The sequence below is a fragment of the Flavobacterium sp. UMI-01 genome, assembly GCF_019656315.1.
Classification (GTDB): domain Bacteria; phylum Bacteroidota; class Bacteroidia; order Flavobacteriales; family Flavobacteriaceae; genus Flavobacterium.
Genome location: NZ_BPLU01000002.1, coordinates 1 through 23447, shown reverse-complemented (window position 1 = coordinate 23447; position 23447 = coordinate 1). Strand labels below are relative to the sequence as shown.

Genomic DNA, 23447 nt, shown 5'->3' with positions numbered 1-23447 from the left:
AGGATTTATGACAGAAATTAAGATTCTAAACATACCAAATTATTATTCTTCCTATTATTTATTGGGTTTAAGTTCAGTAACTAAATTAACATATCAACCTGATCCTCGTTTTTTAAAGTATAATAATAAACCGCAATTGATTTTTGAGTTACATAATAAGTTAGCGGTAATCGATAATGATGATCCAACACATATTATTCAGGAATTATACGATCAGGTAACTCTATATTTTGTTACTAATAAATTAAAAACTGTAGCATGTTACGAGCAGGAAAAGGTAAAACCTCTATTCCCACATTATCCAGTAAATATTTCGGGTTTATATATAAAAATTTTTGGTATTCATTTGTTTCGTTTTTTAAAACTAAAAGAATTAGCAAGCCAATTGTATATTTACAAACGACGACCCATTTATAAAAAAGAACAAAAAAAGGATATTAATAACAATTACGTTTTTTTTTCTTCTAATATTTGGAAAAAAGAACCTGAAACAAACACTATTCGTGCAGCCTTTATTAGATATTGTAGAGAAGATCGTCGTATACAGTTTGAAGGGGGATTTATAGGAAGAAGCGATGGAAATAATTTTAATTTTGGAAATGAAATAAATACTGTGAAGTATAACCCGAAAGTTTTTTCTAAATTAAGTTCCAAATCGTTAGTTGTATTAAATAATTCTGCAGTTTGTGGGGCAGTTAGTTGGCGATTAGCAGAATATTTGAATAAAGGATTATTTGTATTATCTTTTCCTTTTAAAATTGTATTGGCAATTGATTTTGATAATGGTGAAAATATACATTTTATAGACAAAATTGAGGAGTTTAAGAGTGTTTTTGATATTGTTTTTTCATCTCCAAATTATCATAAAAAGATATCTGAAAACGGAAAAAAATATTTTGAGACTTATTGCACTCCTGAAGCTCAAGCAAACTATATTATTCAAAATATTACTTTAAAATGAAATTAGGAATAATTACTCATGTTCCACATTGCTTATTGCAAAAGCAGTATATGGCTTATGCACCTTATGTCAGGGAAATGAATTTGTGGTTAAAGTATGTTGATGAGGTTGAAATAGTAGCACCGTTAGCTAAAGTGTCAGATCAGGTAATCGATGTAGCCTATGAACACCGTAATTTATGGTTTTCTAAAATTCCTTCAATCCAATTTACATCAGCAAAAAGCAGTTTACTTTCGTTATATAAACTTCCTATAATTATTTATAAAATTTATAAAGCTTGTAAAAAAGCCGACCACATTCACCTGCGTTGCCCAGGGAATATAGGATTATTAGGGTGTTTGGTGCAAATCTTTTTTCCTCATAAGCCTAAAACCGCTAAATATGCGGGTAATTGGGACCCAAAGGCAAAGCAACCTTGGAGTTATCGTTTTCAAAAATGGATTTTAAATAATCCGTTTTTAACTCGAAACATACAGGTTTTGGTCTATGGACAATGGGAAAAACAATCTAAAAATATAGTCCCTTTTTTTACTGCAACTTATTCTCAATCCGAAATACTTCCCTTAGAAAAAAAACGACTGGATACCACAATAAATTTTATTTTTGTAGGTACCTTATCGGTAGGGAAAAATCCGTTGTACGCTATTCAATTAGTTGAAAAATTATACCAAAAAGGGTTTGATGTGCAGTTGCATTTGTGTGGGGAAGGAAATCAAAGAACGATTTTGGAAGACTACATTAAGCAACAGCGATTACAAAACTGTGTTCAGTTAACAGGAAATCTGTCGAAAGAGCAATTAAAAAACAAGTATTTACAAAGTCATTTTGTAATCTTAGCTTCTGCTAGTGAAGGTTGGCCTAAGGCAATAGCCGAAGGCATGTTTTGGGGTTGTGTGCCTCTAGCTAGTCCAGTATCTTGTGTTCCTGATATGATTGGGAATGGTTCAAGAGGGATTGTATTAAATGGAGATATTGTGGTTGATTTGATTGAAATACTAAAAATTATGAAAAATGAATCGCAGTATCAAAAAATGTCTATGAAGAGTTTGAAATGGTCCCAACATTTCACAACTACTAAATTTGAAAGTGAAATTAAGGGAATTATAAAAAAAAATAATTAGCTGTATTTTTCTGCTAAAATAATGGTCCAAGGTATTGGCGACTCAACTGCAATAACTTTACCGTATTCTTCTTCAATTAATTTAATAAGAGATTTTTTAGACCAGTGGTTTAAATGACCAGGTGTATTGCCAAAATCATTTAAATATTTGAATCGGCAAATGTTTAAAAATCGCCATAAAGGCTCTCGGGGTACGCCCAAAATAATATATTTTTTAGAAACTCTTTTTAATTCTTCGAGTGCTGTTTTAGGAAAATCTAAATGTTCTAATACTTCTAATAAAAAAACTAAATCAACACTATTGTTTTCATATTTAAGCTCATATATACTCTCATGAAAAATAGTTAAATTAGGATTGTTGTTTCTGGCAAGAGGTATTAAGTCTTCTACATATTCTGATGCTGTCAATTTTGAAATCATTTTATTAATTTTCATCGTTGACCTTCCTTCTCCACAACCAATTTCATGAGCAGAATCAATGGTTGTAATTTTATTTACTAATTTTTGGACAGATTTAAAGTAATTCTCAACCAAGAACTTTGAGATAATGTTCGTGTCGTCATATTTGCCTGAAAAGTTTTCATTTTCGGGTGTAGCTTTTAGTTTGCTATAATCAATTTTTTTCATGTTTTTTTAATTGTAGACATAATATTTGGATACAATAAATCGAAGTGGCATCAAGATTAGTATTGCAATAATGTTAGCTACCATGTACTCTAGTCTTAATGAAATAGCTATACTGTATAAAAGGTTTGCAACTAGATAAAATGTTATCAAGTAAAGGGAAAACTTAATTAGTTTGTTTTTTTTATGTTTGGTTTTAAATAATAGTTTTAATTGGATGAAATAAAGTAACAAATACCAAATTCCATATACAATCATAAAAGCAATTGATTGATTAACCTTAAACATGCTTACTAATAAGTATAAGGAAGCAAAAATATAGGTATAACCAAATAGACTGATTAGTATATATCGTATAATTTGGGAATTAAGTTCTTTATCTTTCAGGATTTTCAAAATGCGTTTTTTTTAAAAAGTATAATATTTTTTCTTGATTTTTTCTAATTCGACCAAGCATATCCGCCATAAAGGCAAAAATAGTTACAATAGCACTCATTCCTAAAAGAGATATTCCAATAATACCGAAACTTTTATAAGGTGTAATTGTATCATAAACAATCCAATGGATTAAAGCCCATCCTCCAAAAAACAAGGAAAATAAAAAAATAAAAAATGCTATTCCTAAGAAAAACTGTAAAGGCTTGTAATCTTTTAAAGATTTGAAGATTATGGCTGAGGTTTTAAATGCATATTGAAATAAATTATTAGCAATCCTTGAAACACGATCTTCAAAATATTCTACTCTCACAGGGATTTGGTCCAGTTTAAATCCTTTATCAAGTAAGTCTAATATTGTTTCGTGAGTATAGGTAAAACTACCATGTAAATTCAAACTTAATAAAGTGTCATTAGAATAGGCTCTAAAACCGCAAGAAGCATCGTGAATTTTAGTTTTACTTACAAAACTTACTATTTTATTTACCTGTTTATTTCCCCAAAACTTAATTTTAGGCATATTAGGTGGTTTTCCATTTGAGAAACGAATTCCAATGCAAAAATCTGCTTGGTTGTTTAAAATAGAAGCTAGTATGTCAGGTATTTGGTTGACGTCAAATTGTCCATCTGCATCAATACTAACCAATACATCAGCTTTTGTTTGTAAAGCATAATTAATGGCAGTTTGAAATGCTTCACCTACTCCTTTGTTTTTATTGTGATTTATGACTGTTGCACCTCCTTTTTTTGCTTCAGTAACCGTTTGGTCTATACTCCCGTCGTTTACTACCAAAAGGTCAACAGTATTAAATCCATTAATTGTTTTAGGAATTGAATTAATGACCTTTAAAATGGTTTCCTCCTCATTTAGAGCAGGCATATAAATAATTAACTTTTGCAACATACTTAGAGGATTTTATTTAGGATTAGGGAAGTTATTCTGATTTCATTTAAAATCAAAATGACACTAATGATTTGTATGATTTTTATAAATATAGTTGGGTTATGGATGTACTTATCATAGATAAAAAAATAGCCTAAATAAATAATAGGTAATAAAACAAGCCAGTATCTATTAAAGCCAGTACCAGCTAATACGAAACCAAACATGACTAAAAAGAAGGTAATTAGGAAATTAAAAACAATTGTATTCTTGACTTTCTGATAGAGTCCAAAAAATACGGCTAAAAGCAAAACTAAACTTAAATAAAAATTTCTAAACCCTGTAATAGGTACAAATAATGATGTAAAAGCAGGGATACCATTAACACGACTAACTTCATAGTGCTTTTCTAGGCCTAAACCACATTTTATATTATACAAGAGAGGGTGTTCACCTGTTTTGAATCTATTGAAATAACTTATTTCACTTAAATTTTGAGATTCAATATGGTAGACATATTTAAACCATAGAAATAGAGGGGTGGTAAGGGTGAGCGATAGTATGAGTAGTTTCCAAAAATGTTTTTTTGAATTAATAAAAAATGAATAGTAGTACATTAAAACTAGTAGACCTAAAATAGCATATAAATATCTAGTAAAAACTAATAAAATAAACAATAAGAAAAACTTTTTGAAATTAGAAACCGTTTTTGGTTGGTTGAGATAATACATAAATCCCCAAAAAGAAACAAAAAGGATAGATTCAGGATATAAAGAAGGAAGAAATGAAATGAAATTTGTTGAGATGGAGGTCATTAATAAGATGCTATAAATAATGCCTTTGTCTAAATTAAGTTTGGATAACGTTAGATAGCAAAATCGAAAACCTAAAATAGTTAGTAGTATATGAAAAAATTTTTGCAATGCAAAACCTAAGTATGGAGCTTTACTAAAGTTAAATAAAGCCATTAGAAATGGCATTACAGGGATGACAGTAGAGGGATGGTTCTTCTGATAATATCTACCATTTAAAATATTAGTTGCGATTTTAGAATATGTGATTTCATCTGCCTGTAGGTTTAGGAATAAATTTCTAAGAGATAATAGTAAGATTGAAATAAAAAGAAGACTAAATAACTTTTCTTTTTTTAAGAAAGAAATAAGAGACAGCATAGATATGTATTTATTATGTAAATGTAATATTTTTTATTTCATTAGTTGAAATGAAAAAATTTATTGAAGAAAGTACCAAGTTCGTTTTATCTATATTTGCAGGAGTATATTTGGGATTGATGTTTTTTACCAAAGGAAAAGAATATATTAAATGAATCATCGTATAAAAACAAGAATATTTAAAACACTGGCAATATTCCCAGGTTCACTAGGATATTCTATTTATCATTTTTTGCAAAATATAGGAAGTAAAAAGACTTTGGGGGACAAAATTCAATCGACAAGAACAACATTTAATACCATAATTAGAATATTGAACAATAACAATATTAGCATTGAGGGATGTAAAATTGCGGAATTAGGGTCAGGTTGGGTGCCACTTTTACCGTATCAATTTATATTTGAAGGAAATGTAAAGTCGGTAGATACTTATGATATCAATGAGCATTATAATACCAAAGAAATAAAAAAACTGAACACTTTTTACAGTAAAGATTATGTGTTTGAGGTTCAAAAAAAAGGGAAATATGAATTGCATCAGTCGGTAAACTATTTTCCCAAAACAAATATTTGTAAAGGAAAAATTGAGGATATTGATTTGATTGTATCTCGATTTGTTTTAGAACATGTACCTATTGAAAGTATAAAGGAAATGCATCAATTTTTTCTATCTCGATTAAAGAAAGGGAGTTATATCTTGCATTTAATTTCTCCTAGTGATCATCGTGCTTACAGTGATACATCACTTTCGTTACAGGATTTTTTAAAATATAGTTCAGAGGAATGGGATAAGATTCAAACAAAATTTGATTTTCATAATCGACTGCGATTGCCTCAGTATTTAGAACTTTTTAAAAATGATTTTGAAATGGTTTTTTTTGAGCATGATGTGGTAAAAAACAATACAGTTGCCTATAGTAAATTTAAAGAATTGTCGATTCATCCCGATTTTAAAAAATACAGCGAACAAGAGTTGATGGCGGGAAGTGTTACGATACTTTTGAGAAAAAACTAATCCATGCGTATACTTCAGATAATAGATTCCTTAGAGGCAGGCGGAGCAGAGCGAATGGCTGTGAATTATGCCAATGCATTGGTCAATGAGATTGCTTTTTCAGGGTTGGTTGCTACTAGAAAAGAAGGACCTCTAGTGCGTCAATTGAATCAGAAAGTGCAATATCTTTTTTTGGAAAGAAAAAAAACATTGGATTTTCGAGCGGTATTTCGCTTACGGAAGTTTGTGAAAAAACATAAAGTGACCATTGTTCATGCGCATGGCACGTCTTATTTTATTGCGGTTTTATTGAAATTGATAAGACCTTCCATACGATTGATTTGGCATGACCATTATGGGAATAGTGAATTTTTGGAAGATAGAAGTTTATTGACATTAAGGTTGGGGAGGTTTTTCTTTGGCGGTGTTATTGTTGTCAACCAAAAATTGAAACTATGGGTGCAACATAAAATGGGTTTTAAAAATGTGATTTATTTGCCCAATTTTGTAATTGAAAAAAAAGAAGGTCTAGGGGAAACTGTTTTGAAAGGTCAATCAGGCAAGCGAATTATTTGTTTGGCTAATTTAAGGGAGCAAAAAAATCATTTTTTGCTTTTGAAAGTGGCTGTAAAAATGAAAGAAACGTATCCCGAGTGGACATTTCATTTGGTTGGTAAAGATTTTAAGGATGAATATTCAAGACAAATCAAACAGTTTATAGGGGATAATGAGCTTGAAAACACGGTTTTTGTGTATGAGTCTTTAGAGGATGTTGAGTCGGTATTGCATCAAGCGACCATTGGAGTCCTTTGTTCAAAATCAGAAGGATTGCCAGTAAGCTTGTTAGAATATGGCTTGTGTAAGATACCTGTAGTCGTATCGAATGTGGGGGAAATAGGTTCGATAATTCAAAATGGGGATAATGGAGTATTGCTGGATTCATTAGTACATCATTCTTTTTATAAGGCGTTAGTACAATTGATAGATAATGAACATTTAAGAGCAAAGTTTGGCTTAGGATTACAGAACACAATTAAAAAAAAATTTACTGAAAGTGCTATAATCGAGCAGTATTTAACTTGGCTGAAAAAAACAAAAAGATGAAAAAAGAAGAGTTGTCTTATCTGTATTTAATTGTATTTCATGCTTTTGTTGGTTTTTTGGTTTATTTAATTCCTGTAGCAGCAAAAGGATATGGTTTGTTAAGTTTTTTAATCGGATTTTATTATGTGATAAAAAAACAGAATAAAAATCATGAAGTGCTACTGGCAGCGGCCTATATTACGGGGGCAGAGGTTTTTTTGAGGATGACAGGAGGGAATATTTCGTATGAGTTTTCGAAATATGGTGTCATGATTTTCATGTTTATGGGAATGTATTATAAGGGATTTGCTAAAGGTGCTACACCTTATTGGATTTACTTGTTATTATTAGTGCCTAGTGTGATTATTTCTACTGCAGTCCTAAATTTTGATACCAATATGCGAACTACCATTGCATTTAATATATCGGGTCCCGTATGTTTAGGGATGGCCTCTTTATACACCTTTAGAAGAAGAGTAACCCTAAAGCAAATTAATGATATCCTGTTAGCATTGGGATTACCTATCGTAACTTGCATGACCTATTTAACATTTTATACGCCAAGCATACGAGATGTCGTTACAAGTACGGAGTCTAATTTTGCTACCTCAGGAGGATTTGGTCCCAATCAAGTGGCTACTTTTTTGGGTTTGGGGATGTTTATTTTTTTTTCGAGGATTATATTAGAATCTAAAACTAAGGTGTTATTGTTGATCAATTTAATAGTAGCTTTAAACATTTCGTACCGTGGTATAATAACTTTTTCTCGAGGCGGGATGCTCACGGGCTTATTCATGATTATTGCTTTATTAGGTTTTATGTATTACAAAACTAATTTTAAAGGAAAGGTCAAGTTGAATTACATTTTGGGAATCATACTTACGGCTTTTGTTTTTATTTGGGGCTATTCATCGATACAAACGGGGGGATTAATTGATAAACGTTATGCAAATAAAGATGCCAAAGGAAGAGTTAAAGAAAGCAAATTCACAGGAAGAACCGATATTGCAACAACAGAAATTGATATGTTTTTAGAAAATCCTATTTTTGGTGTTGGTGTGGCTAAAGGAGCAGAAATTAGAGAAAATATAACAGGTAAATTTGCAGTTTCCCATGATGAGATCACCCGAATGTTAGCAGAACACGGCGCTTTAGGAATACTAGCGTTGGCAATTTTATTTTTTACGCCACTGATTATGTATTTAGAAAATCAATTTAATATGTATTTGATTTGTTTTGTGCTTTTTTGGTTTTTGACTATTAATCATGCCGCTATGAGGACAGCAGTTCCAGCCTTTGTGTATTCGTTATCACTGCTAAATGTTCAACTTATTCCTACTAGAATAACAACCAAAAGAAAATTTTAAAAAAGAAAAATCATTATAACTCGATTCCATTTGAAATAATTAAATTGCGAGCGTAACAAAAAGGATATGGCTAAAGGTAATATACATTTTGAAATTTCAGAGCGAAAAATGATATTATTACTCTTTGATGTTTTTTTCGTTTTGGTAGCGCTATATGCTGTAGGGATAATTTTTGACGTTCGGTATTTAAAAGAAATTGTCTTTAGTCAGAGTCGTTTGATTCTTTTTGCCTCCTATCTCGTTGCATTTGGAGTTGTTTTCGAAATGTACCACTTACAAGTAGCTAGTAATGAGTTTCAAATTCTGAAAAGCACCTTATTGACAGTTTCCAGTACGGTTTGGGTCTATTTGTTAACTCCTGTTTTTTCTCCTGAATTACCTAAAAACCGTCTGCAAATTCTGGTATTTTACACGGTTGTTTGTTTGGTTTTGATTTCGTGGCGGTTTTTCTATGTGAAATATTTGGCTTCAAATCGTTTTTTGCAAAATGCATTGTTAATTTGTGAAGAGAATCAAGTGACGGAACTCGTTCAGGGAATAGAAAATATAGACCCCCATTATAAAATCGTGGCTTTTGTAGCACCCCATGCCATTTTGGAACAAAAAGAAGAAAATAAATCCTATATTGAGCAGGTAGCCATTTCGAATTTATTGATGTATGTACAGGAAAAGAGGGTGTCGGAAGTTGTAATTGCCACAAAAATGGCCGAAGGGATTGATACCGAGTTATACCAACAACTTATAAAAATATTGGAAACAGGTACCAATATTCGTGAATACGTTCAAGTGTATGAATCCAAAACCCATCGAATACCCATTCAGCATATAGCGATGGACTTTTATCGTTTTTTTCCTTTTAGTCGTAGTAATCAAAATAAATTGTATTTAGCCGTCGTACGCATTCTAGAACTCTTAATTTCGTCTATAGGTATCCTTATGGGTTTGTTAGTATTGCCCTTTATTTTACTGGGAAATTTGTTAGGGAATAGAGGTTCTTTATTCTATTATCAAGAGCGAATAGGCAAGGACGGTGTACCCTTTAAAATAGTAAAGTTGCGAACGATGATTCGGAATGCCGAAAGTAATGGTGCCGTTTTTAGCCGTCCGAATGATCATCGCATTACGCGTTTTGGAAAGTTTTTAAGAAAAACTAGAATCGATGAAATCCCCCAATTTATCAATGTGATAAAAGGGGATATGGCACTTATAGGGCCTAGACCTGAACGGCCCGAGTTTGTGAGTCAAATTGCTGCTTCAATGCCTTTTTACGAAACCCGTCATGTGATAAAACCAGGCGTGACTGGCTGGGCGCAAGTAAAGTATTCTTATGGTGAAAATATCGAAGACAGCCTGATAAAATTACAATATGATTTGTACTATATCAAACACCGAAGTTTTTACTTGGATTTGAACATTACCTTTAAAACCATCACCACAGTCCTTTTTTACCGCGGTCAGTAATTTATAAAACACTGGTTAATCTCTTTTTATGTTGTAACGCTAATTTGATTACTAAATAAGTTGTAGTCAAAAGGATTGGGAGTACAATAAAAAAATGGATTTTGGTGCTTACAATGACGCTATATACGCCTAAAAGGACTAGTTGTACTATTGCTAATCGATATATCCATTGTCTTTTTACTTTGGAACAAAAGAAAAAAGCCAGAACGAGAAGTAATGGGTTAAAAAGTAAAATGTTATAGTTGTTCGCCAATTCTAAATGGCCTGAATAAAACCCCAGAAAAGTAAATAGCCCCCCAATAAGTCCTAACATCAAAAAGTATATTTGATTAAGAATGGGGTGATTTAATAACACAATTAATCCTAATAAGATGCCATAAAAATAACCATTATTCCACCAAGAAAAAGCGGGTGTTTCTTGAAAATCCAAAAGTACTTTGGGTTCGCCAGGTGCTAGAGGGCGTTGGTTGTATGTTGCTAATTTAAGATTGTGCATAAGCTCTAAGGGTAGGAAAATATGATCGCCTAACGCATCTACTTTTGTTCCAAAAATAATACTGGTACCTAGTTTTTCAAAAAAATGATGGTCAAAATATGGATAAAGAATGCTTCGATAGGTAAGGTCTTTGTCGGTTTTTTTAGTAATAGCATTTTTTCCTAATGTTTTGTTGACAATATCCACGACCATTGAAGTACAATTTTTGTCGATAAATTTATAGGTATAATAACTGTCTCCTGAAGTTAAAGATTGATTTAAATTATCAAACAATTTTTGTTTTAAAATGAGACTTATCGCTAGTTCTTGTTCAAACACATCTCTTTGTTCATAGTGGTATTGCGACATAAAATTATTAAAGGAGTGCGTAATGGCAAAGTATTGCAAATCGCCTTTGGCAAATTTGGCCACAAAATTAGGTGTGTTAAAATCAAAAGCACCATAATTATAGACCACGTCTAATTGGTTATCGGGGTCCGAAATTCGTATGGCCGTATGTCCAAATAAGGAATAAGATTCATTTCCTGTACCACAGGTTAAAATGCTAGCTTTGGCATTGGTTGACAAAATGAGATTTTGACAAAATGAGGTGTAAGAGAGGAGAGAAAAGAGTAAACTAAAATAAAAGGCTTTTTTGATCAATGTTGTTTTCATTAGTGCTTTTTTTAATGAAAGTCCAAGAAATGGATGTTAGCGTCTAAATTGTCCTAAATCAATTTTTAACGAAAAAATATTGGAATATAAAGTAGTGCCTTGATTTCCTAAATTAGTCAAGGCATAGTCCACTTGTATTCCTTTGTATTTAAATCCTAATCCAATATTAGGTTGGAAGGTCACTTTTTCACTGTTGTCTAACTGCAACGTATTTTGAAAGTTTCCTGCTCCTGCCCGTACAAAAACTAAATCGGTGTAACCAAATTCTAATCCAACTGCAGGATCAATACTGGCAAATTTTGTCGAAATAATGTCATTGGTTTGTGTGAAACGCATGTTGAGACTAGTTGCTGCCAAGAGGCTGTAATCATAATGAAAAATAAATTTCTTAGACAGACCAAGTTGTAGTTTGGGAGCGGTAATTTCGGTAGATTCGGGTAATTCTTGATTTTGTCCCGCTACAGCATCGGCTACTTTTTGATACTCTTTTTCATTAATATTCCAGACATTATAGGTCGTTGTAATGTCTCTTGCCATAATTCCAAAATTCCAATTGTTGCGTTCAAACTGCACCGCAGCATCAAATCCAAAGCCCCAAGCACTCGCAAATTTACCTATAATTCTACGGATTATTTTAGCATTTACGCCATATTGAAACCCTTCAATAGGTAAACGACGGGCGTATGAAAAGGTGAATCCATAATCAGCGGTTGAGAAAAGACTTATGCGGTTATAATCAATGTTGCCTTGACTATCAATTAATTCAGTTGTGTTAAGAATATCATCTACTCCAAAACGGATTAACGATATTCCCCAAGCGCTTTCGTCATCGATAGGGCTTGCATACGCGATATAATCATACTTGGCAATGTTAGCAAAATAATTAGCATGCATTAAAGCTACTTGATGGTCTTCTAAATGAACCAAGCCCGCAGGATTCCAATATCCTGCATTGACATCATTTGTTGATGATACAACACTATTGGCCATACCTAAAGCAGCGGCATCGACACCAATATTCATGAATTCATTAGAATATTTCCTAACGGTTTGACTGTAATTTGTAATACAAACTAAAAAGAAAATGAAGCATTGAATTTTTTTCAACTGTATGGTTTTAAAACACAAAGGTGATTATTTTTCTCCAAAAATATAATTTTTTAATGAGCTTATTTCTTTTTGAATATAAATAAAAAGAAAACCCAATGGTTGTCCATAAAAATCTATAGCAAAAACCGCAGTTGCATACGGTTATTGTATTAAATTTGTGCGAATCCAAAATAAAACGATATGCAAGCTATCAAAAAACAAATTCCTAATTTGATTACCTTATTGAACCTGTTCTCTGGCTGTGTTGCTTTGGTTTTTGCCACTCAGGATAATTTTGAATGGGCTTTTTATTTTGTTTGTTTGGGAATATTTTTTGATTTTTTTGATGGTTTTTTTGCTCGATTGTTTAAGGTTTCCAGTCCGTTAGGTTTGCAATTGGATTCCTTGGCGGATATGGTCACGAGTGGCGTAGTACCTGGCTATGTAATGTATGCCATGTTGAGTAAGGCACAGGTCGAAATTACAGCTAGTGTTTTATTTCCTTATTTAGGCTTTGTGGTGACCTTGGGCTCTTGTTACCGATTGGCTAATTTTAATATTGATACCCGACAAACAGATTCTTTTATTGGCTTGCCAACCCCTGCTAATGCACTTTTTATACTGAGTTTACCTCTGGTGTTGCAATATTCAGACTCTTTAATGGCTTTAGAAATGTTAACCAGTCAATGGGTTTTACTGGGGTTAATTTTGGGGAGTGCTTATATTTTAAATGCTGAAATTCCGTTGTTTTCACTAAAATTAAAAAAGTTTACACTTAAAGACAATATCATCCAAATCGTTTTTCTTCTTTTTTCATTTCTATTGGTGTTGTTTTTTCATTTTGCAGGCATTCCGTTGTTGATTCTTTTTTATGTACTCCTATCAGTTGTCAACAATCAATGGATTAAGAAGTAATATGTCCCAATGAGAAAAAGAACCGTTACAAGAAAAACTGTAGTAAAAAGAAAGAAGAAAACAACATCCCCTTTATATAAAAAAGGCATTCGTTTTTTGAGGGTTGGATTAGTTTGTGCTTTCTTAATGGCAATGCTATATCATTATCGCAATGGATTAGCGTATTATTTTAGTTTTAAGACAGACAAAGTGCTTGCTGAAAAGGCTGCGAATAAACGACTTTCGGATATTCGGAACCATCAAGTTTTAGAAAAAGTTAATTGCAAATCAGTCGGTATTGATGTCTCAGAATACCAAGGGGAAATTCAATGGGACGAGATGGGTTCTATTGAGGAGGAGTTTCCTATCCATTTTGTTTTTATTCGAGCAACGGTGGGGTGTGATCGTTTGGATAAAAAATTTAAGCGCAATTGGAAATCGGCCAAGGAACAAAAGTTGATTCGCGGGGCATACCATTATTATCGTCCAAATGAAAACTCAATTGCTCAAGCAGATTTATTTATAAAAACAGTTCAATTAAAGAAGGGTGATTTACCACCAGTGGTTGATTTGGAGCGATTGTCAGATAATCAGTCTATGGAGCGATTGAAATTGGGTTTACGACGATGGTTAGAACGAGTAGAAGCCCATTATAAAGTGCGCCCCATCATTTATACCGGAGAAAAATACTATCTTGATTTTTTAAAAAAGGAGTTTAGCGATTACTTGTTTTGGATTGCCAACTATAATTTTTATCGAGAAAATATTGAAGAAGATTGGCTTTTTTGGCAATTTACTGAAAAAGCTTCCGTTGCAGGTATTAACGGAAATGTGGATGTGAATATTTTCAACGGTGATTTACAGCAGTTGCAGTTTATAACGGTGGATTGATTATTGGTTGAAGATTAGTTTAAATTAATTACAAAAAAATAAATACTATGGGAATCTTTTCAGCAATTTTAGGGAATGCAGGAACCGTTAGTCAAGATGATTTACAAAAAGACTATGGCCAATTATTAATCGATGGAGAACAGATCGAATTAGGATTTAAACTCATTAGAGATGTGTTTATCTTTACGAACAAAAGACTTATTTTGGTAGATAAACAAGGTTTAACAGGTAGCAAAGTGGAATACAAATCAGTGACCTACAAGAATATTTCGAGATTTAGTATTGAAACGGCGGGTACTTTTGACTTGGAAGCCGAGTTAAAAATTTGGGTCTCTAGTGAGCAACTACCTAGTATTAAAAAACAATTTAATAAATCGGTTAATGTATATGATGTACATAAAGTATTGGCAACGCATGTACTAAAGTAAAAAAGAAAGGCACTTTGTTAGAATACAAAGTGCCTTTTAAATTTTATTATATTGGGATGCTAAAAATCGATTTTCTTTTTACGCAATTCAAAATTTTGACCTAAGTAGACTCTTCGTACCATTTCGTCCTCTACTAATTCCTCGGGTACTCCCGCTTTTAAGATCCCACCTTCAAACATCAAATAGGTTTTGTCGGTAATGGCTAAGGTTTCTTGAACGTTGTGGTCTGTAATTAGGATGCCTATGTTTTTGTTTTTTAATTGGGCTACAATTCGCTGAATATCCTCTACCGCTACAGGGTCAACACCCGCAAAAGGTTCGTCCAGCAAAATAAATTTTGGGTCCGTAGCGAGACAGCGCGCAATTTCGGTACGACGGCGTTCTCCTCCAGAAAGCAAATCACCACGATTCGTTCGGATGTGTTCTAAGCTAAATTCGGCAATCAAACTTTCCATTTTGGCAATTTGTGCTTCTTTTGGAAGCTTAGTCAATTGTAAAACACTCAAAATATTATCTTCAATACTTAATTTTCTAAAAACCGATGCTTCTTGGGCTAAGTAACCAATACCTTGTTGCGCCCGTTTGTACATGGGGTAGTTCGTAATGTCTAAATCGTTCAGGTAAATATTTCCCGCATTCGGTTTTACAAGTCCCACAATCATGTAAAAGGAAGTGGTTTTTCCAGCTCCATTTGGACCCAGAAGACCTACGATTTCTCCTTGGTTCACTTCAACCGAAATGCCTTTGACCACACTACGTCCTTTGTAGGTTTTTATTAAATTATCAGCTCTTAAAATCATTTTGTGTTGAGTTGGTGTGTGTTTTTTGTTTGTTTTACAAAGAAACAAATAAAGAACAGATTATAATCCTAATTTTTTGTTACGATTGCTTTTTCTTTTTTATGAACAAATACCGACAAAAAGATGCTCGCTTCATAGATTAATAACATTGGGATAGCCACAATAGTTTGGCTTACTACATCAGGAGGTGTAACAATGGCGGCAATAATCAGCACCAAAACGATGGCATATTTACGCGAATTTCTTAAGAAAGTAGGTGTAACTAACCCTAGTTTGGTTAGAAAATAAATAATGATAGGCAATTCAAAAAAGAGACCTCCTGATAGAATTGAAGTTTTTACCATACCAATATAAGAGTTTAAGGTAAATTGATTCAAGACCACGCTACTCACAGTAAAAGTAGCTACAAAATTGACAGACATTGGAATCACAATAAAATACCCAAACAATACCCCTAGAAAGAAAAGAAGAGATGAAAAAAAGATGAATATTTTAGCATGTTTTTTTTCATTGTCATACAAGGCCGGACTAATGAATTTCCATATTTCCCATAAAATAAATGGAAAAGCAAGGATAAAACCAGCCAAAAGGCATATCCAAATAAAAACGTTTACTTGGCCTTCCATTTCAGTGTTTTGGATGATAAATGGCATTTCGGTGATGCAAATGCTTTCTCCAATACCTATTTGGTGTGATAAATCACAAAGAAAAGTATAGGTAAAAAAAGAGGGCCTTGTGGGACCAAATATGATGGTGTCAAAAAGGAAATCACTGATAAAATAGGTAAAAAAAGCCATTATGATGACGGCTATGGTGCTTCGTACAAGTAACCATCTTAAGTCTTCTAGGTGGTCTAGAAAAGACATTTCATTTAGATTTTTCTTTGTCATTATAGGATTCCTTCTTTTAAAATATCATGTAAATGTAATACGCCTTTGTATTGGTTGTCATCAACCACAATCAATTGAGTGATTTTATAATCCTCAAGCAAGTTTAAAGCATCCACTACTCGGTCAGAAGAGTGAATGACTTTTGGGTTTTTTGTCATGATGTCTCTAGCGGTCAAATCAGCAATTGAATCCCTGTCAGTAAGCATTCTACGAATATCGCCATCGGTGATGATTCCGATTACTTTATCGTTTTCCACCACGGCGGTTACTCCTAGTCTTTTTTCAGAAATTTCAAAAATGACCTTTTTTACCGAAGCGTCTGGCGTTACGATAGGTTTTAAGCTGTTTTCTAGCATGTCACTCACCTTCAGAAGTAATTTTTTTCCCAATGCACCTCCAGGATGATAGACAGCAAAATCTTCGGGTTTGAAATCGCGAATTTCCATTAAACAAACTGCCAAAGCATCACCCATTACTAATTGGGCTGTGGTACTGTTCGTAGGAGCTAGATTAATAGGGCAGGCTTCTTGTTCGACAGTGGTGTTTAAAATGATATCGGCTCCTTGAGCTAAAAAAGATTGTGTATTGCCAGTGATGGCAATCAAGGTGTTGCCAAAACGTTTTAACAAAGGGACAAGAATCTTAATCTCAGGACTATTGCCGCTTTTAGAAATACAAATAATAACATCTTCGTTTTGTATCATTCCTAAGTCGCCATGAATGGCCTCAGAGGCATGTAAAAATAAAGAGGGCGTTCCTGTTGAATTAAATGTTGCTACCATTTTTTGAGCGATGATAGCACTTTTTCCAATTCCAGTCACGACTAATCGTCCCTTGGATTCGTATATGGCTTGTGTTGCCTTATAAAAGTTATCGTCAAGGTAATCAGTAAGTTTTGTTATGGCATCACTTTCGGACAGAATCGTTTTTTTGGCGATTGCCAATATATTTTCTTTAGTAATCAAAACAGAATAGTTAAAATTTGTAAGTGTGAAAGAAATTAGTATCTTTATGTGGTGCAAATTTATATAAAATACCATATAATAAAGAATGAATTCAAACGAAATTGATATCCATAAAGAGTTAAAAAAATATTTTGGTTTTAGCCAATTTAAAGGATTGCAAGAACAAGTAATTAAAAGCTTACTCAATAAACAGAATACATTTGTAATTATGCCCACTGGGGGAGGTAAATCTTTATGTTACCAGCTTCCTGCATTAATTCAAGAAGGGACAGCAATCGTAGTTTCTCCATTGATAGCTTTGATGAAAAATCAGGTGGATGCTATTCGTAGTTTGTCTTCTGAAAATGGTGTGGCACATGTATTAAATTCCTCTTTGACTAAAACAGAAATCGCTCAAGTTAAAAAAGACATTACATCGGGATTAACCAAATTGCTTTATGTGGCTCCCGAATCGTTGACCAAAGAAGAAAATGTAGATTTTTTAAAAACGGTTACCATTTCTTTTGTTGCTATTGATGAGGCACATTGTATTTCTGAATGGGGGCATGATTTTAGACCTGAATACCGTAATCTAAAAAATATTATCAAACAAATTGGAGAAATGCCAGTAATAGGACTTACGGCGACTGCTACTCCAAAAGTTCAAGAAGACATTCTGAAAAACTTAGATATGGCGAATGCCACAACATTCAAAGCGTCTTTTAACAGGCCCAATTTATTTTATGAGGTGCGTACCAAAACCAAAAATGTGGAATCAGACATAATTCGGTTTATTCGTCAACATAAAGGGAAATCGGGCGTTATTTACTGTTTGAGTCGTAAAAAAGTGGAGGCAATCACCGAAGTTTTAAAGGTTAATGGCATCAGTGCTGTTCCCTATCATGCAGGTTTAGATGCAAAAACAAGAGCAAAGCATCAAGACATGTTTTTAATGGAGGATGTTGAGGTGGTGGTCGCAACTATTGCCTTTGGTATGGGAATAGACAAACCCGATGTTCGTTTTGTAATTCATCATGATATTCCTAAATCATTGGAGAGTTATTATCAGGAAACGGGTCGTGCGGGTCGTGATGGTGGTGAAGGACATTGTTTGGCATATTACTCCTATAAAGATGTCGAAAAGCTAGAGAAATTCATGTCGGGGAAACCCGTTGCGGAACAAGAAATTGGTTTTGCATTGTTGCAAGAAGTCGTAGCGTATGCTGAGACATCTATGTCAAGAAGGAAATTTTTATTGCATTATTTTGGAGAAGAATTTGATAGTGAAAATGGAGAAGGAGCGGATATGGATGACAACGTACGCAATCCAAAATCCAAAAATGAAGCACAAGAACAAGTGGTCAAATTGCTTCAAGTAGTCCGAGATACCAAGCATTTGTATAAATCAAAAGAAATTGTTTTTACCTTAATAGGAAGGGTAAATGCTGTAATTAAGGCGCATCGAACTGATGTACAACCCTTTTTTGGTTGTGGTGCTGACCACGATGAAAAATATTGGATGGCGTTATTAAGACAAGTTTTGGTGGCAGGATATTTGACTAAAGACATCGAAACCTATGGTATTGTTAAAATAAACGAAAAAGGATTAGAATATCTAAAAAAACCAACCTCGTTTATGATGTCTTACGACCATGAGTATAGTGAATCTGAAGATGAAGCCATCGTTTCAGCAGCTAAATCTACAGCCGCTGTTGATGAGAATTTGATGAACATGCTCAAAGAATTACGAAAAAAAGAGGCCAAAAAAATTGGTGTTCCTCCATTTGTTGTGTTCCAAGACCCTTCCTTAGAAGATATGGCTTTGAAGTACCCTATTTCTATCGAAGAATTGGTTAATATTCATGGAGTAGGTGAAGGCAAGGCTAGGAAATATGGTGCAGCGTTTGTTGCTTTAATTAATCGTTATGTTGAAGATAATGATATCATTCGACCAGATGATTTGGTTGTAAAATCAACAGGAACGAATTCGGCTAATAAATTATACATTATTCAGAATATTGATAGAAAATTGTCTTTAGAAGATATTGCCAAAGCCAAAGGACTTACTATGGATGCTTTGATTAAGGAAATGGAGCAAATTGTTTATGCGGGTACCAAATTGAATATTCAGTACTGGATTGATGATTTGCTGGATGAAGACCAACAAGAAGAAATTCACGATTATTTTATGGAATCAGAATCAGATAAAATTGATGATGCGCTTAAGGAATTTGATGGAGAATATGATATTGATGAGTTGCGATTGATGCGTATTAAATTCATTAGTGAAGTGGCCAACTAAAAGAGGAGAATCTCAATAAAAAAAATCCAAATTCCATAACTCAAATGAGTAGCGTTGAATTTGGATTTTTTTTTGGAATTTTAGTGTTGCTTATTCTTCGTATAAGGTAGCACGATGAGGTTTCAAGGTGTCACGCACCGCTATCATGTTTTCATCTGTCACCACCATATACGCTATGGCGTGTAGGTCATTGATGATTTCAAAACCCGTAATATTCAAGGGGATTTTTTCAATGACAATGTATTCTTTTAAATGGATTTCATGGTGTTCTGCTGTTTTTGTTGCGGCAGGACCGCGGAAATCCCAAATCATTTTTGTTTTTCTCGACATTTTAGGAAGCGCATAAGGTTTAAAACGTCAAAGTTACAAAGTCTAATTTGATTATTTCAAATGGTTTCTCAATTTGGATATCAGAATTCAGTTCAAAATAGTACTTTTGTACCCTCTCCTTTTATAATAAGGAATAAAGAAAATATACGTATCAATGCCTCAAGAACTTCTCATACAAGTAACACCAGAGATAGCTCATAATGAATTTCTTCTGAAAGATTTTATTGGAAAAAAAATAAAAGTTGCAACTCATGCGATAGCGCATGTAGTTGTTTTAAAAAGATCTATTGATGCCCGTCAAAGAGCTATTAAAATAAATTTGAAGGTAGTTGTTTATCTTGAAGGAGAACCTTTTCAAGAACAGGTATTGGATTTGCCGGACTATCCTAATGTGTCTCAATCTCAAGAAGTCATTGTTGTTGGTGCTGGGCCCGCTGGCCTTTTTGCGGCCTTACAATTGATAGCTTTGGGATTAAAGCCTATTGTGATTGAAAGAGGGAAAGATGTGCGAGGTCGAAGAAGGGATTTGAAAGCAATCAATAGGGATCATATTGTTGATGAAGATTCTAATTATTGTTTTGGTGAAGGTGGAGCTGGAACTTATTCAGACGGGAAATTATATACTCGTTCGAAAAAAAGAGGGGATGTAAATCGAATTCTCGAATTATTAGTAGCTTTTGGTGCTACTCCAGATATTTTAGTCGAAGCACATCCTCATATTGGTACTAATAAATTGCCTCAAATCATTCAAGATATTCGAGAAAAGATTAAGGAATGTGGCGGTCAGGTATTATTCGAGACTAGGGTAACCGATATTTTGATTAAAAATAATGAAGTCGAAGGTGTGGTTACTCAAAATGGTGATGTCATTTTGTCGAATAAACTTATTTTGGCTACGGGACATTCTGCTAGGGATATTTTTGAGCTTTTAGATAGAAAAAAGATTCTAATTGAAGCTAAACCTTTTGCATTGGGGGTTCGCGCAGAGCATCCACAGTCATTGATAGATAAAATTCAGTACAGTTGCGATTATCGAGGCGAATTGTTGCCACCTGCTCCTTATAGCATAGTAAAGCAAGTAGGCGGTCGCGGAATGTATTCTTTTTGTATGTGTCCAGGGGGGGTAATTGCGCCTTGTGCGACTAGTCCAGGTGAAGTAGTTACTAATGGATGGTCTCCTTCAAAACGAGATCAAGCCACTGCAAATTCAGGTATTGTAGTCGAATTAAAGCTGGAAGATTTTAAACCTTTTGCGAAATTTGGAGCTTTGGCAGGAATGGAATTCCAAAAAAGTATCGAGCAAAAAGCATGGCATTTAGCAGGTCAAACTCAAAAAGTGCCTGCTCAACGCATGATTGATTTTGTGCAAAATAAAGTTTCGTCTGAAATACCTAAAACATCCTATGTTCCAGGTACGACTTCGGTAGAAATGGGGCAGGTTTTTCCTGGTTTTTTGAGCCAAATTTTAAGAGAAGGCTTTTCTGAATTTGGAAAATCCATGAAAGGCTATTTGACCAATGACGCCATTCTTCATGCGCCAGAATCAAGAACCTCTTCTCCTGTTAGGATACCAAGAGACGGAGTGACACTTGAGCATTTGCAAATAAAAGGATTGTATCCTTGTGGCGAAGGGGCTGGATATGCAGGTGGAATTATTTCTGCGGCAATCGATGGAGAAAAATGTGCCCTAATGATTGCTGAAAGTCTCAAGAAATAAGCAGCGAGCGTAATATTACCATCGTTATTTTTATTCGGGAGCTTATCTTTTTGTATTTTTGCGGTTCTATACATTTATATGACAGAAGAAAACGTAATATTAGTTAACGAAAATGACGAGCAAATAGGATTAATGCCTAAAATGGAAGCGCATCAGAAAGCTGTTTTACATCGTGCTTTTTCAGTTTTTATTTTAAATGATAAAAATGAAATCATGCTACAGCAAAGAGCTTCTCATAAATACCATTCACCATTGCTTTGGACAAATACTTGTTGTAGTCATCAACGAGAAGGAGAGACCAATCTTGAGGCGGGAAGCAGGCGTCTGTATGAGGAGATGGGTTTTACCGCAGATCTAAAAGAGCTTTTTCATTTTATTTATAAGGCCCCCTTTGATAATGGTTTGACCGAACATGAATTAGACCATGTGATGATTGGGTATTATAATGAAGAGCCAATTATTAATAAAGAAGAGGTTCAAGATTGGAAATGGATGGCAATTGAAGCGGTTCAAGCTGATGTTGTGTTGCGTCCAGAGGAATATACAGCATGGTTCAAAATAATTTTTCAAGAGTTTTATCATTTTTTAGAGCAAAATAAAAGTTAAGGTGTTGCTTGTGGATAAAAAATACTAGTAGGATTGGAGATTTATAGCAATTAAAGAAACATAAAGTAGTCATTATGAAAGTTACGATAAGCAGAAAGGCTCATTTTAATGCGGCACATCGATTGTATCGTAAAGATTGGTCCTTTGAAAAAAATGATGCAGTTTTTGGCAAATGTAATAATCCCAATTACCATGGGCATAATTATGAGTTAATAGTTAGTGTAACTGGTCCCATTGATCCTGAGACAGGTTTTGTTTTGGATGTCAAAATTTTGGCTGAAATTATCAAGGAAGAAGTAGAAATTCCTTTTGATCATAAAAATCTAAACCTTGATGTTCTTGAATTTAAAGACTTGAATCCTACGGCTGAAAATATAGTGGTGGTGATTTGGAATAAAATTAGAAGAAGAATTGAAGGGGATTTGGAGTTAGAAGTGGTGTTATATGAAACACCAAGAAATTTTGTGAGTTATAAAGGCCAATAGAATGATGTATAATGTTTGATGTTGTAAAGATGTTTCTATGAAGACCTTTGTTAAGGTGTTGGGTTAGTTGTCGTATCGGGAAATGTTATTTAAATTGTTCGTAATACAAAGATTATGTGTACCTTTGCAGACGCAAATTAAAATTTAAGAAAAATGGCAAATGTTAGGAATTTAAAAAAAGACATTAATTACGTTTTAGGAGATATTATTGAAGCAGTATATTTATATGAGCTTACTTCAACTGGAAAACCAACTGAAGAAACGAATAAATTAATCGATGAAGCTATCGCTGCATTTGATGTTTTGATTGAAAAAGTGAATGCTAAGAATGTTGAAAATAAAAAAGCGCATTTTAAACAAATCAATATAGAATTAGAACAAGCTGCAAATCAATTAATTGCTAAGATAAACGATTTGTAGGTCGAAAAAATCTATAAAAAAGTGCAAATTAATTTTGGAGAATTCAAAATCGTATGTATATTTGCACCCGTAATGAGACGCCGATGTAGCTCAGCTGGCTAGAGCAGCTGATTTGTAATCAGCAGGTCGTGGGTTCGAGTCCCTCTATCGGCTCCAAAGTAAAACCATCACATTTTGTGATGGTTTTTTTTATGTCTTTAAATTTGGTTTGGCTGGTGGTAAAGATTGGATGATCTAAATAGGAAAAAATTAATTTTTCTGACACTTCTAAATTGCGCTCTAAAAGCTTTGATTTTTGCATTGAAAGAGGATCAAGTTCAAAAGTTGGGGATTAGGCAAAAAGATTGGATAATCTAAACAGGAAAAAATCAATTTTTCTAACACCTCTAAATTGCGCTCTA

Annotated in this window: 24 protein-coding genes and 1 tRNA gene; 15 read left to right on the top strand and 10 right to left on the bottom strand. The window is 33.6% G+C overall.

What is annotated here, in order from left to right; translation table 11 throughout:
• Nucleotides 1-7 precede the first annotated feature (7 nt).
• Entirely contained in the window at nucleotides 8-961 is a 954-nt protein-coding gene (locus K5R64_RS01080) for a hypothetical protein (RefSeq protein ID WP_220759962.1), read from the top strand.
• Entirely contained in the window at nucleotides 958-2082 is a 1125-nt protein-coding gene (locus K5R64_RS01075; RefSeq protein WP_220759960.1) for a glycosyltransferase family 4 protein, read from the top strand. Before K5R64_RS01080 ends, K5R64_RS01075 begins: the two co-directional genes overlap by 4 nt.
• Here K5R64_RS01075 and K5R64_RS01070 read toward each other — a convergent pair.
• From K5R64_RS01070 to K5R64_RS01055, 4 genes are read right to left on the bottom strand one after another with little or no spacing between them, the layout of a single operon-like run.
• Nucleotides 2079-2708, bottom strand: a complete 630-nt coding sequence (locus K5R64_RS01070; RefSeq protein ID WP_220759958.1) for a class I SAM-dependent methyltransferase — start codon at nucleotides 2706-2708, stop codon at nucleotides 2079-2081. The genes K5R64_RS01075 and K5R64_RS01070 overlap by 4 nt on opposite strands.
• A 6-nt stretch (nucleotides 2709-2714) precedes the next feature.
• Complete coding sequence (locus tag K5R64_RS17305; RefSeq protein ID WP_220759956.1) at nucleotides 2715-3101, bottom strand: GtrA family protein; 387 nt, start codon at nucleotides 3099-3101, stop codon at nucleotides 2715-2717.
• Nucleotides 3082-4044 carry a glycosyltransferase family 2 protein gene (locus tag K5R64_RS01060; RefSeq protein WP_220759954.1) on the bottom strand — a complete coding sequence of 321 codons (963 nt, stop codon included), beginning with the start codon at nucleotides 4042-4044 and terminating at the stop codon, nucleotides 3082-3084. The genes K5R64_RS17305 and K5R64_RS01060 overlap by 20 nt, the downstream gene beginning before the upstream one ends.
• Nucleotides 4045-4046: 2 nt before the next feature.
• Entirely contained in the window at nucleotides 4047-5195 is a 1149-nt protein-coding gene (locus tag K5R64_RS01055) for a hypothetical protein (RefSeq protein ID WP_220759952.1), read from the bottom strand.
• 151 nt (nucleotides 5196-5346) lie between these two features.
• Here K5R64_RS01055 and K5R64_RS01050 point away from each other — a divergent pair, with 151 nt between their 5' ends.
• The 4 genes from K5R64_RS01050 to K5R64_RS01035 all read left to right on the top strand — a co-directional run bounded on the left by K5R64_RS01050 (nucleotide 5347) and on the right by K5R64_RS01035 (nucleotide 10100).
• Nucleotides 5347-6210, top strand: coding sequence for a hypothetical protein (locus K5R64_RS01050; RefSeq protein WP_220759949.1), 864 nt, complete (start codon nucleotides 5347-5349; stop codon nucleotides 6208-6210).
• 3 nt (nucleotides 6211-6213) lie between these two features.
• Complete coding sequence (locus K5R64_RS01045; protein ID WP_220759947.1) at nucleotides 6214-7293, top strand: glycosyltransferase; 1080 nt, start codon at nucleotides 6214-6216, stop codon at nucleotides 7291-7293.
• Nucleotides 7290-8639: an O-antigen ligase gene (locus K5R64_RS01040; protein WP_220759945.1), complete on the top strand. Its 1350-nt coding sequence runs from the start codon at nucleotides 7290-7292 to the stop codon at nucleotides 8637-8639. The genes K5R64_RS01045 and K5R64_RS01040 overlap by 4 nt, the downstream gene beginning before the upstream one ends.
• A gap of 66 nt (nucleotides 8640-8705) precedes the next feature.
• Entirely contained in the window at nucleotides 8706-10100 is a 1395-nt protein-coding gene (locus K5R64_RS01035) for an exopolysaccharide biosynthesis polyprenyl glycosylphosphotransferase (RefSeq protein WP_255580259.1), read from the top strand.
• A gap of 1 nt (nucleotide 10101) precedes the next feature.
• On the opposite strand, the gene K5R64_RS01030 is transcribed toward K5R64_RS01035, so the two are convergent.
• The gene (locus K5R64_RS01030; protein ID WP_220759943.1) at nucleotides 10102-11250 is read right to left on the bottom strand and encodes a DUF4105 domain-containing protein; all 1149 of its coding nucleotides are present in this window, start codon (nucleotides 11248-11250) and stop codon (nucleotides 10102-10104) included.
• 36 nt (nucleotides 11251-11286) lie between these two features.
• A complete protein-coding gene (locus K5R64_RS01025; protein ID WP_220759976.1) occupies nucleotides 11287-12273 on the bottom strand; it encodes a PorV/PorQ family protein in 987 nt (328 codons plus the stop codon).
• Between the two features lie 267 nt (nucleotides 12274-12540).
• Between K5R64_RS01025 and K5R64_RS01020 the strand changes: the two genes are divergently transcribed.
• The 3 genes from K5R64_RS01020 to K5R64_RS01010 are packed head-to-tail and all read left to right on the top strand — an operon-like array spanning nucleotide 12541 to nucleotide 14552.
• A complete protein-coding gene (locus K5R64_RS01020) occupies nucleotides 12541-13254 on the top strand; it encodes a phosphatidylcholine/phosphatidylserine synthase (protein ID WP_220759941.1) in 714 nt (237 codons plus the stop codon).
• A gap of 9 nt (nucleotides 13255-13263) precedes the next feature.
• On the top strand, nucleotides 13264-14124 hold the full coding sequence (locus K5R64_RS01015; protein ID WP_220759939.1) for a glycoside hydrolase family 25 protein: 861 nt from the start codon (nucleotides 13264-13266) through the stop codon (nucleotides 14122-14124).
• Between the two features lie 47 nt (nucleotides 14125-14171).
• On the top strand, nucleotides 14172-14552 hold the full coding sequence (locus K5R64_RS01010; RefSeq protein ID WP_220759937.1) for a PH domain-containing protein: 381 nt from the start codon (nucleotides 14172-14174) through the stop codon (nucleotides 14550-14552).
• 59 nt (nucleotides 14553-14611) lie between these two features.
• Here K5R64_RS01010 and lptB read toward each other — a convergent pair whose 3' ends face one another.
• From lptB to K5R64_RS00995, 3 genes are all read right to left on the bottom strand, one after another.
• Nucleotides 14612-15352 carry an LPS export ABC transporter ATP-binding protein gene (gene lptB, locus K5R64_RS01005; RefSeq protein ID WP_220759935.1) on the bottom strand — a complete coding sequence of 247 codons (741 nt, stop codon included), beginning with the start codon at nucleotides 15350-15352 and terminating at the stop codon, nucleotides 14612-14614.
• A 68-nt stretch (nucleotides 15353-15420) separates the two neighbouring features.
• Nucleotides 15421-16242 carry a twin-arginine translocase subunit TatC gene (gene tatC / locus K5R64_RS01000; protein ID WP_220759933.1) on the bottom strand — a complete coding sequence of 274 codons (822 nt, stop codon included), beginning with the start codon at nucleotides 16240-16242 and terminating at the stop codon, nucleotides 15421-15423.
• Nucleotides 16242-17207, bottom strand: coding sequence for an SIS domain-containing protein (locus K5R64_RS00995; RefSeq protein ID WP_220759931.1), 966 nt, complete (start codon nucleotides 17205-17207; stop codon nucleotides 16242-16244). Before K5R64_RS00995 ends, tatC begins: the two co-directional genes overlap by 1 nt.
• An 85-nt stretch (nucleotides 17208-17292) precedes the next feature.
• Here K5R64_RS00995 and K5R64_RS00990 point away from each other — a divergent pair, with 85 nt between their 5' ends.
• Entirely contained in the window at nucleotides 17293-19488 is a 2196-nt protein-coding gene (locus tag K5R64_RS00990; RefSeq protein ID WP_220759929.1) for an ATP-dependent DNA helicase RecQ, read from the top strand.
• 90 nt (nucleotides 19489-19578) lie between these two features.
• Here the strand turns inward: K5R64_RS00990 and K5R64_RS00985 are convergent, their stop codons facing one another.
• Nucleotides 19579-19818: a hypothetical protein gene (locus tag K5R64_RS00985; RefSeq protein WP_220759926.1), complete on the bottom strand. Its 240-nt coding sequence runs from the start codon at nucleotides 19816-19818 to the stop codon at nucleotides 19579-19581.
• Nucleotides 19819-19972: 154 nt separating this feature from the next.
• Between K5R64_RS00985 and K5R64_RS00980 the strand changes: the two genes are divergently transcribed.
• The 5 genes from K5R64_RS00980 (at nucleotide 19973) to K5R64_RS00960 (ending at nucleotide 23202) form a co-directional block, all read left to right on the top strand.
• Nucleotides 19973-21535, top strand: coding sequence for an NAD(P)/FAD-dependent oxidoreductase (locus K5R64_RS00980; RefSeq protein WP_220759924.1), 1563 nt, complete (start codon nucleotides 19973-19975; stop codon nucleotides 21533-21535).
• 78 nt (nucleotides 21536-21613) lie between these two features.
• On the top strand, nucleotides 21614-22141 hold the full coding sequence (gene idi, locus K5R64_RS00975) for an isopentenyl-diphosphate Delta-isomerase (protein WP_220759922.1): 528 nt from the start codon (nucleotides 21614-21616) through the stop codon (nucleotides 22139-22141).
• Between the two features lie 74 nt (nucleotides 22142-22215).
• Nucleotides 22216-22626, top strand: a complete 411-nt coding sequence (locus tag K5R64_RS00970; RefSeq protein ID WP_220759920.1) for a 6-carboxytetrahydropterin synthase — start codon at nucleotides 22216-22218, stop codon at nucleotides 22624-22626.
• A gap of 153 nt (nucleotides 22627-22779) precedes the next feature.
• On the top strand, nucleotides 22780-23046 hold the full coding sequence (locus tag K5R64_RS00965; protein ID WP_220759919.1) for a hypothetical protein: 267 nt from the start codon (nucleotides 22780-22782) through the stop codon (nucleotides 23044-23046).
• Between the two features lie 79 nt (nucleotides 23047-23125).
• Nucleotides 23126-23202 (top strand) — tRNA-Thr (locus K5R64_RS00960).
• Nucleotides 23203-23447: the final 245 nt, after the last annotated feature.